This is a genomic window from Oceanisphaera ostreae (assembly GCF_042676125.1).
Classification (GTDB): Bacteria; Pseudomonadota; Gammaproteobacteria; order Enterobacterales; family Aeromonadaceae; genus Oceanimonas; species Oceanimonas ostreae.
On record NZ_JBHTJS010000060.1, the window covers coordinates 37,999 to 49,353 of the forward strand.

Here is an 11,355-nt window from a genome sequence, read left to right on the forward strand (position 1 = left end):
CGTTCAACAAAAAATATTTGCAACGGAACCCACGACTCCCCATTTAAGAGCAGCGCGGAAAAATTAAGCAGGGATAAGGCCGAAAGGACCAAAACATATAATTGGTAAGAGCAAAACATAGTCTTTTTAGCTCTTATTAATAAAATATTTTTCAGATTTGATCTCTATTTTTCGCACCTTCTGCGTTCATCCGTTGCAAAAACGCCCTTAATATTTTCTCTAAGGTAGGCGGATTTAACGCAATCTTACTTTGGCTTGGGCGGATTGTCCGGTGCTGTCGATGACTGATAATTCCACAAAGCCCGGGCTGGGCATTTTTACTAGCTGATCTCGTCCGCGAGCCGATACCACTATCGGTTCGCCATCGGCTAGCCAAGTGAAGGGACCTACACCGCCGCGCACGCGCAATAATAAACCATCAGACATTAGTTCCACTTCTGCGCCATCCGGCGGAAAGTCTACGGCGGGCGCATCCACGGCGACAAACGCCGCATTGCGCGCGCGAAATTTGCGCAGCGGCTGGGGCAAGCTGGCATTGGCAACCATTAACGTGGACGGCGGAGGCAAGGGTAAAGGCTCTAATTTGCGCTTCACGCGGGCAAAGGCTTGAAACAGCAGCGGTGCCGCTAAGTCGGCGCCAAAAACGCCCGGCACCGGCGTGCCATCTGCCCGTCCCATCCACACTCCGATAACGTGAGTGCCGTCGAAGCCGATCGCCCAAGCATCTCTGTGTCCGTAGCTGGTACCGGTTTTATAGGGCAAGCGATTCACTGGCGCGCCGATTGGCGGCGCCACTCCCGACAGAATATCCCCTACTTGCCAAGCTGCCACCGCTGACATCACGCGCAGACCAGTTTTTTCTGCAACGCCGTTGCCATTACTACTCTGGCTTTTGCCACCTGAGCCATCGACAGTAAAGTGCAACGGCTGCGCCACACCACCACGCGCTATGGTGGCATAAAGTCCCACCATATCGTCCAGCGTGACGCCGACTCCCCCCAGAGCCACGGCCAAGCCCGGTTTGCCGCCCGGCACTCGCGCATCTACCCCCGCACGACGCAAACCCGACATCAACTTGGCAGGCCCCAGTGCATCGGTGAGCGCTACCACCGGCAGATTGAGCGACTGTTGCAACGCCTCGCGAATGCGCACCTCACCGCGAAATATCTTATCAAAATTTTGTGGGGCATAACCGCCGAAATCCATGGCTCTGTCTTCGATCAAGGTCTCGGGGTGAGCCAAACCTTCATCAAACGCTAAGCCATAGACTAACGGCTTTAAGGTGGAGCCAGGGCTGCGAAACGCCCGTGTCATATCGACAAACCCCAGCCGTGCATCAGCACGATAGGCCGCCGATCCGACCGACGCCAGCACCTCACCGGTGCTGTGGTTCGCCACCACCATCGCCACCTGTAAGCGGTCGCCGTGGGCTGCGACGGCTTGAGTAGCGAGTTCTTCAATGCGAGTTTGCAACGCTGCATCTAGGGTGGTGCGATGTAGCTGAGTATCTGGCGCCGCCGCTACCACGCGGTCGGCGATATGGGGCGCCAGCGCCGGAAAATTTTGACGACGAGTAGGCATAGGCTCACGAGCTGCCGCTTGGGCTTGTTCGGCCAGAATTACCCCTGTGCTCACCGCTTGCGCCAGTATTTTTTCTCGCGCCAAGATAGCCGCTTTTGGTGCACGGTCTGGCCTACGGCCTTCGGGTGATTGGGGCAAGGCTACCAGCAGTGCCGCTTGCGCAGGCGTTAAGCGCTTAGGCTCCTTGCCAAAATAGGCCAAAGATGCCGCCCGCACGCCCTCTAAATTGCCGCCATAAGGGGCGACTTGATAATACAGCTGTAAAATCTGCGTCTTGCTTAAGTGACGCTCTAATGCCAACGCTACCCGAGCTTGACGTAATTTTCCCTTCAGCTTCCCGGTGCCACTGTCCTCAAGCAAGCGCGCCACCTGCATGGTTAAGGTTGAGCCCCCCGACACCACCCGCCCCTGCCACGCCGCCTGCGCCACCGCGCGCAGCACCGCCAATGTATCCACGCCACCATGGTTATAAAATCGCTTATCTTCATAGGCAATAAGCATGGCGGTAAAGTCCGGGTCTACCGCGTCCGGCTCCACCGTCATTCGCCAGCGCCCATCCGCCACCGTATAAGCGCGCAGCAAGCGGCCATCACGAGCCAACACCTCTACCGAGGTTTCTACCGCAATGCTTGGTAACTCAGTAGCCTCAACCCAAGCGTCTAACGCCTCGCTTGCCAGCCACAGCAACAAGGAAAAGATTAAGCCCAAGGTTAAAGTAAGCCCCAGCGCGAACCGGAGCCAAGCCGCACGCATCACTTGCTGATCGTCACACGGCCCGCGTCAGTTTGCGCACGGTAATTAGGGCGGTACATATCTTCAACCGAGGCCGCCGGATGATGGAAGCTACCCGGCGAGACGGCACGCACCACATAGGCTAAGCGCAGTGTGTTATTGCCCTGCCAATCTACCTGAGAAATAAAGCGGTCTTGGCGGAATTCGCTATGCTCGGCGTCTTCTTTTACCTTCAGCCAATCCAGATCACCCACTTCGCCACCGCGTAAAAGGTTAGGATTATCAATCTCAAAGCCAGCAGGCAACGGATCGGCCAAGATCAATCGCGCTTGGGCTTTACCGAACGGCACTACTTCTAGCATCACCACCATCCGCTCACCCGCTTTCACGCCAGAATCTAAGTCAACCTGCGTGCCGTCCATCTTGTAATAGCTGCGAGTAATAGCGTAACCATTTCCCATGGCAGGCTCGGATACCCGTGGCACACCATAGGTGGTCAGCGTTAGCGTAGTCGGCTTATTGGATCCATTAGTCACCGCCAATGGCTCTGCGTTACCCGCCTGTAGTATCCGTACCAAGGGACCTTCGACCGGATTACCATTCAAGGTAATACCGTCCGCACCCGGTTGGTCAATTAAGGCGTTAGCGGCCAACAGCGTCCAAGTGGCTTCTTGGGTAGACAAGCTACGGCCATCGGGGCGCAAGCTAAGCGCCAGCGCTTCTGCATCCAATACCTTAGATTTTGCTTCCGTGGCCAAAGCGAGTACAGCGGCCACATCACGGCGGCGACTGCCGTAATCCCCACGATAAATTTGTGACTCGGTGAGCGACTGATAGCCAGCAAGACGGGCACTCGCTTTGCTAAACATCACATCTGCTCGTTTTTGATCCCCGTAACTGGCCAAGGCTGCCGCCAGTTGTGCTTGGGCAATTGGCGTGGCAAAGGCATCGCCTTTCACATCGGCGTAATAGCGCAAGTCACCGATGGTAGCCGCACCTTCACGAGCCAACACCATCAGCGCGTAAGCCAACGCTTCACCGCCCTCGTCAAAATCGGCCGTGTAATTAACGCGGTTGCGCAAATTATCCAGCGCCGAACGAAACGCCACATCGGGCACCATATGGCCTTCGGCCTTGGCCCGACTTAAGAAGTCAGTTACATAGGAATCCAACCAAAAATCGCCGGAGCTTGGGCCCCACAAGCCAAACCCACCTTCGGAGCTTTGGTTAGTCAGCACTTCACCTATTGCCTCACTGATGCGAGTAGAGAGATTTTCCGCCCCTTTCAGCTGCATTGCCTTGGCAACCTGATCCAAGTAGAGCAAGGGTAGTGCCCGTGACGCTACTTGCTCGGTACAGCCGTAAGGATAACGATCCAAAGCCGCGAGCAGCCCTGGTACATCCAAGCGAGCGGAGGGGCCTACCGATAAGGTCGCCAGTCCAGAACCCGGTGCAAAATCCGCAAAGGCAGTTTGGTCGAGAGTAAAAGTATCACCGGCGGCCAATTCCAGGCGTTGGGTACGTGAAACCTCCGGATCCCCGTTGTATGCCGGGATCTGTAACTCTTTGGTCAACTGCTTGCCGTCGGGAGTAGTGAGCGAGACCGACACACTTTGCAGCCCTTCTGCACCCGCGGTGATCGGCACCGAAAACTTCGCTGTTGCCCCCTTCGCCAGTGCAAACTCGGTAGGCACTTCGCCTAAGGTCAACCCTTCGGCTTCGATCGCTAAGCCCATCTCGCCCGCAGGTCCCGTAGCATGCACTACTTCGAGCAGCATGCGGCTTTCATCATTCGGTGCCATAAAGCGCGGCATCGATGCGGTCACCACTACAGGGTCACGCACCAGCACTTCGGCATCGGCTTGGCCAACACCGGTTTTGGACCACACCACCGCCATCACCTTAACCGTACCGTTAAAAGAGGGCAGTTCAAAAGTAGCGTGCGCGTAGCCATCCTTATCTACAGTCACAGGACCCGTAAAGTAGGCGACCAATTCTTCAGTCGGTGGCGGCGCCTGAAGGCGTGCTTGTGCCGCGGCATCACCGCCGGAGCGCACCGTGCCCGCCGCGCCACTTAGGCCATCAATTAGGCGTCCATACAGGTCACGCATGCCCACCCCCAGTTTACGCTGGCCAAAATAATGACCTTTCGGATCTGGCGATGTAAACGCGGTGAGGTTCAAAATGCCTAAATCCACCGCAGCTATGGTGGCATAGGCAGTTTCACCTGCCGCTATGCCGTCCACTTTAACGGCTATCTCCATCGGCCCACGGGGAGCAACTTCTGCTGCTACCTCAACGACGGCGCTCAACGCCTTCTTGCCTGGTGCTATGCTGGCATGGGCCAAACCTAAAGCCCGTGCCGGATTGCGCCCAGCGGCCACATCCATGGGCCGTAACACAGTCGCAGACACATACACGCCCGTGCCCCAATCATCAGTCACATCCAGCCTGATGGTGTTTTCACCTTCAACCACTGTCACTACTTTCATGGTCACCAGTCGGTTAGACAGCACATAAACCAGTGCCGTCCCTGCCGCACGCGGCACAATCCGCAACTGTGCCACATCGCCCGGCTTATAGGCGGACTTGTCTAACGATAATTCCAATGTGTCAGGGGTAGAAGTCACATCCGCAGGCGCATACCAGCCCGCATAAAAACGGCTCGAGGTGGCGGCAGCGCCACCATCGGCTTGGCTGACAACTAACTCATATTCGCCCCAGTCCACCGCCGCCGCAATGTCTACCGCGGCACCTAATTTCTGCCCTAACTCTGCGCGGCCATCCATCACACGTTCGCGGCTGCTGACCGGTTCCCAGTTCCAGTTACCGTGTTCTTGATACCACTGATAACGGGTTTTAATACGCGACAACTCCCAGGTAACTCTCATCGGTGTGGCCGTTTCATCGGGGCCTACCGCCAACAACGAGAACCGAGCCTGCGTACCTTCTTTCACCACACCATCAAACAAGGGTTTTACGCCTATCATGGCCGCGCTCGGTTGCAGCGCGCGAGTGAGTCGACGTTCCACCGGGCGGCCCGAACCTTCGGTAACCCGCGCTGCTACGGTCATTTCCAGTGGCCGCAAGGGGTCGGTCACCTCAGGCATCGGCAGCGCAATCACGGCGCGACCTTTAGCGTCGGTACTCTGTCCGCTAAAGCCTTCCATCTTAGTTTGAAATGGCTCATCCGCGCGGCCAAACTGATAGCCGGGGAAAGCCGCCAAGCCTTTGGTGGCGCGCAAGGTCACATCACCTTCAATAGCTAAACCCGCACCCACCGCGTCAAACAGATATTTGGCGTCCAGCGTCAGCTCAGGCGCATCACCCAAGCGCACAGGGGTATCGGTCAAGCTTAGGGTGAAATCAATACGCTCCGGTAAGAAGTCTTCCACCAAAAAAGTGTTGGCGGTGAGCGCAGGCGCGTCAAGATCGGCTTTCACCTCTAATCGCCATACGCCGCGCGGCGCACTGCCGGCAATCGGCAGGGAAAACACATGGCCGCCGCCCGCGTCTTCTGATACTACTCGAGAATATTCTACGCCATCTGGGCGTTTAACAATCGCCGTTAAGGGTAGGCCTTCAATCGCTAAGGCACTGTCATCGCGGCTTAGCGCCGTGGCATACACGGTTTCCCCGGCACGATAAGCACCACGATCGGTAGTCAAAAACACATCAATCGGCGGCGCAGGTTCACGCCCCTCAACGCCGCGATCCGACAAGTCAAATTCTGGGTCGGTCAGCGAGAGGAAGGCCATATCCGCCGCGCCTTCTTTAGCCACTCCTTCCTTTGCTACTACCATGGCCGGAGCCAGTGCGCCCACGCCCCGGGTTAATGCAACAGGAAATAATGCGTAACCTTGAGCATCGGTATGTGCCGTACCCAGTATCTCGTTACTGCGGCTAAGCAATTCTACCGTCACCTTAGATTTAGCGTCCGCTGTGCCCAGGCTGCGTACTACAACGTGTAGGCCATCGGTACCACTTAAGGTGCTGATGCCCAGGTCTGACACCACAAACCACTGCCACGCAGGGGCTACTTCATAGCTGTCTTTGCCCGGCATGCTGGCCCGCAGCGCGAAGATACCCGCCCCTTGGCCCGCTAGCGCCTCAGACATCGGCAAGCGAGTGGTCATGTCGCGATTCACCTCCATCGCTAACTCCGCATGGCCTTGCCAAATTTTTGCACCCACCTCGCTAGAAAAATTATCCTCTCGCCAATAAGACATCGGCTCGCCAAAATACTCGCCCTGTATGGCGCGTAGGATATTGCGATCGGTCACCCGAAACAGCGTTAAATCTGCCTTAGCCGTGTTTACTGCTTCAATAGGCAGCGCCGCATCTTGACCTACCTTGGGCAACACGTAGGCACGGCCTGGAAAGCGTAACGCTGGGCTGCGATCACGCACATAAGCGGTAATGGTGACCGGCTTTTCCGTGGTCTGGCCATCTGCAGCCGGAATACCCGCGCGAAAGGTAAGCGTATGCTGCGCGCCATGGCTAACGCCTTCTACGCACAGCATCTGATCGCCGGTTTTCTCTACCGTCAGACCTTTGCCATCCAACTGCACAAACTTATTAAAATCTACGTCTGCCTTAGCCAGATCATCGGAAAATTGCACGCAAATTCGCGGACGCACGCTGTCAGACTGCACATCATGCTCGGTCACTCTAAATCCGTATTTGCCAATCGCTTTATCTAAGGTAGCTTGGGTGTCGGTTCGCGTTTGTATCTGCTGGGCTAATCGCAGTGCAGGAACCATCTCTAAGCCACGGCTGCGGTCTTCCAACATCTCGGCCATTTCAACTAACAAGTTATGCTGTAGGCCGACTTGGTCGGCACGCAAATAACCATTGATGGTGGCGGCCAACGCCCGTTGCTGCAATTCACTTTTTGCATTGTCATCGCGAGCTGCCGCACGCCGTAACAGCCGAGCATATTCCGCCCAATCAAGCGCCACATCGGTAATGTTCACGGCCACACCCATATGAGCACTGGCCCGCGACATATTACCTCTGGATTCTTCCTGCTTTGCCAATTCACTTTGTTCGGATGCAGAGCTAGAGCCAGTCAAGTATCGAGTAGAGAGGCCAGCGGCCAACTCAAAGGCACCGGCAAAATCTCTGGCCGATAAGAAGCTTAGCTCGGCGGCTCGAGTTTGTGCCAAGGCCGCCGCACCCGGTGCAGCTTTCAGCACATAGCCAGAAAGCGCATCTGCATAAGCCTCAGTATCGCCAAACTCTGCTTTTAAAAAACAGGAGCCGTTACGCGAATTAAAGGTAATAGCAGCGCACGCACTATTGCTAACGCAGGCTTTTTGGCAGGCTTGCAAGGTGGTATCAAACAACGAGTTAATATCGCCACCGGGCAAATCCACGTCTTGGGTCATAACGAAGCGCTGTTGCGGCACCCAATCTTCTGCACTACTAATGCCGGTCCAACTCAGGCCCAGTACGGCGACCAAAAGCGCACCTAATTTAATTCTGCGAACATACGCCATCTTAAAAACCCCATCGACTGTGCCTTGCCCTAAACGCCGCCGTAAACAGGCCACGCACCGCCTTCAATGACGAAAATCTATCATAACCCTGCCACGAGCATCCATTTGAAACCAAGAGGCCATTGAACAGGAATTACGTGTAGAGCATAGTAGGTTATACCGCCAGATAAATAAAAAGCACCGAGTTTAAGGCTCAGTGCTTTTTGATGACTTCTAGCTTCATTTTAAAGTGCTTGCAGCCGCGCATAAGCGGTGACTAACCACTTGCTGCCACCATCTTCAAATTGTACTTGTACTCGGCTGTGGGCGTCGGCACCTTCGAAATTTAATACCACGCCCTCACCAAACTTAGGGTGCGATACTCGTTGGCCCAAACGAAAGCCAGTTTCATTGAAGGTATCTTGCACTCGGTCTTGGCTAAAACGACCATTAGGCACCGCTCGGCTCACCGTGGCTTTAAGCCGCACCTCTTCTAAACAATCGCTGGGTAACTCTTTAATAAAACGACTGGGGCGATGAAACATTTCTTTGCCGTATAAACGCCGAGTTTCGGCGTGGCTGATATACAGCTTGCTCATGGCGCGAGTGATACCCACATAAGCCAAGCGACGCTCTTCTTCTAACCGTTGGCTTTCTTCTGCCGACTGCTGGCTGGGGAACATGCCCTCTTCTACGCCCACCATAAACACCAGCGGAAACTCTAGGCCCTTAGCCGAGTGCAGCGTCATCAGCTGCACCGCATCATCAAACTTATCGGCTTGCCCCTCACCCGCTTCTAGCGCCGCGTGCGATAAAAATGCCGATAGCAGGGACATATCATCGTCTTCAGAAGGCGTAAATTGGCGGGTAGCACTGACTAACTCTTCTAAGTTTTCGACCCGCGCTTGGGCTTTTTCGCCGCGCTCGGCCTGATACATGGCCTTTAACCCAGACGACTCGATCACCCTATCGGTTTGCACATGCAAGGGCAGTTCACGGGTGTCGTCTTCTAGCTGATTAATTAACGCCAAAAAGCGACTGACTGCCGAGGCGGCGCGCCCCGTTAATACTTTTTCTTCGACTAACGCCCATGCCGATTGCCAAAGGGTAATTTCGCGCCCCCTAGCGGCTTCACGTACCAACCCTAGTGTGCGCTCGCCAATGCCCCGGGTGGGCGTATTAACGATACGTTCGAAGGCGGCCTCATCGCCACGGTTGTTCATCAGTCGTAGGTAGCTGAGTGCGTCTTTAATCTCTTGGCGCTCGAAGAAACGTAAACCGCCATAAATCCGATAGGGCAATTGGGCCTGAATTAAGGATTCTTCTAATACCCGCGACTGAGCGTTATTACGATACAAGATGGCCGCTTCGCTCAAGGCATTACCTTGGCGATGCCATTGTTTAATGCGGTCTACCACGAAGCGGGACTCGTCGACTTCGTTAAAGGCGGCATAAATAGAAATCGGCTCGCCGGCTTCATCTTGGGTCCACAACTCTTTGCCCATGCGCTCGGCATTATTGGCAATTAAGGTATTAGCCGCTTTAAGAATGGTGCTGGTGGAGCGGTAGTTTTGCTCTAAGCGTATCGTTTCGGAGCCCGGGAAATCCCGCAAAAAACGGGCAATATTTTCTACTTTGGCACCGCGCCAGCCGTAAATAGACTGGTCGTCATCGCCGACTATCATTACCCGTGCTTGTTGACCGGCCAGCATCTGTAACCAAGCATATTGAATGCTGTTGGTATCTTGAAACTCATCCACCAATATATGGCGAAACCGGTCTTGATAATGGGCCAGGATATGCGGCTTATGCAGCCATAATTCGTGAGCACGCAGTAATAGCTCGGCAAAATCCACCAGCCCGGCGCGATCGCAGGTGTCTTGGTAAACCTGATAAATACGCTGGTAAGTTTGCTGCACTGGGTCGTGCAATATTTGAATGTCTTTCGGCCTTAACCCTTCATCTTTGCGGGCATTAATAAAACCGGACGCTTGGCGCACTGGCCACTGCTTTTCATCCAGATTCATGCCTTTAAGAATGCGGCGCAGCAAGCGTTTTTGGTCGTCGGAATCGAGAATTTGAAAGTCTTGCGGCAGCTTGGCATCCAGATGATGAGCGCGCAACAAACGATGCGCTAAGCCGTGAAAGGTGCCCAGCCATAAGCCGAATAAGCGGCCGCCTAGCAGCTCCTCTACTCGGCCGCGCATTTCCGCCGAGGCCTTGTTAGTAAAGGTCACCGCCAAAATCGCCGACGCCGGCACCTGCTCAACCTGCATCAGCCACGCAATACGATGCACCAACACGCGGGTTTTGCCACTGCCGGCCCCTGCCAGCACCAACATATTTTGGGCTGGGGCGGCAACCGCTTCCCGTTGCTCGTCGTTCATGCCGTCAAGCAGGCTGGATACATCCATTACAACTCCTGGGTTTATTTTGGTTTGCCGTGAAGGTTGTGGATTCCGCGGCTTTACATGGTAAAAACAGCTCTGGTTCTAGATCCTAAAGACTAAAAAATATTTGCCACGGAACCCACGGAACGCACGGAAAAATAGGGATCAAATCTGAAAGGGACTTTATTGGTAAATACTGGGTCTAGATCTTAGACCTTACAAATCAAAGTCCCTTTCATTTATTGCTTTTGACCTCTTCCGTGCGTTCCGTGTTCTTCCGTGGCAAAAAAGTCTTGAATCTCTAAAGACCAGGGGTTCACTGGCTCCACAGGCGCTATGTGATGTTACAGAAAGGATTATAGCAGCTCTAGCATTTGCTCCAACCGTTCCAGCTCTACATGGGGTAAACACTGTAAGTCGGCAGCACTTCTTCCCTGATCGTTAAGCCAAATAGTCTGGCAACCGGCGTGTACTGCACCCGCTACATCGGTCTTAATATGATCACCAATGTGCAGTATCTCAGCAAGTGTCGCGCCGGTTTTCTTGGCCAAGGTATCAAACATATCCGGTGCCGGTTTCATACGACCATCAATACCTGCTCTGAGCACCACATCAAAATAGGGAGCCAATGCCGTATGCTCCAGCGGCAAGTTGCCGTTGGTAATCACGGCTAATTGATAATGCTGGCCTAACTCAGTTAACACCTGATGGCTCGTTTCTGGGACCTGAATTTTACCGCGCTCAGTTAAAAAGCCCTGATAAAACTCTTCCGCCATGGCCGCTGCAGCTCTGTCATCCATGCCTTGTTGGCGTAAGCCTTCGGTTAATACCCGTAGTCGGCAAGCGCTAACATCATGACTCAGCTCAGGCTCTGCTAGCAAAACCTGGCGCTTAATAGCCGCCAGATTATCTGGGCCGAGCAAGGTGGACTCTGGATGATGCTGCTTTAACGCCTGCAACAGCCAAGCTTCCGCCGCGGCGATCACCGGCACGTTGTCGTAAAGGGTGTCGTCTAAGTCGAAGCTGATGACTTTGACTTGAGTCAATCGTTTATAAAAGCGCATGAAAATCCTTATGCAGGCTCTTCTTATGGGGAGCAATAGGGGGTGAGCAAAGAAGGAATTCTAACGATTAACTAAGGACTTAGCACTATGAAATCTGAAGGATAACTT

4 protein-coding genes are annotated in these 11,355 nt (G+C 54.3%); all 4 read right to left on the reverse strand.

Annotated elements, in window-relative coordinates; translation table 11 throughout:
* Nucleotides 1-234: 234 nt before the first annotated feature.
* A complete protein-coding gene (gene pbpC / locus ACFQ1C_RS14980; protein WP_379559482.1) occupies nt 235-2,334 on the reverse strand; it encodes a penicillin-binding protein 1C in 2,100 nt (699 codons plus the stop codon).
* Complete coding sequence (locus ACFQ1C_RS14985; protein WP_379559483.1) at nt 2,334-7,814, reverse strand: alpha-2-macroglobulin family protein; 5,481 nt, start codon at nt 7,812-7,814, stop codon at nt 2,334-2,336. Before ACFQ1C_RS14985 ends, pbpC begins: the two co-directional genes overlap by 1 nt.
* A 224-nt stretch (nt 7,815-8,038) precedes the next feature.
* Complete coding sequence (gene uvrD, locus ACFQ1C_RS14990) at nt 8,039-10,207, reverse strand: DNA helicase II (protein WP_379559484.1); 2,169 nt, start codon at nt 10,205-10,207, stop codon at nt 8,039-8,041.
* A 332-nt stretch (nt 10,208-10,539) separates the two neighbouring features.
* Nucleotides 10,540-11,247, reverse strand: a complete 708-nt coding sequence (locus ACFQ1C_RS14995; protein ID WP_379559485.1) for an HAD-IA family hydrolase — start codon at nt 11,245-11,247, stop codon at nt 10,540-10,542.
* Nucleotides 11,248-11,355 lie beyond the last annotated feature (108 nt).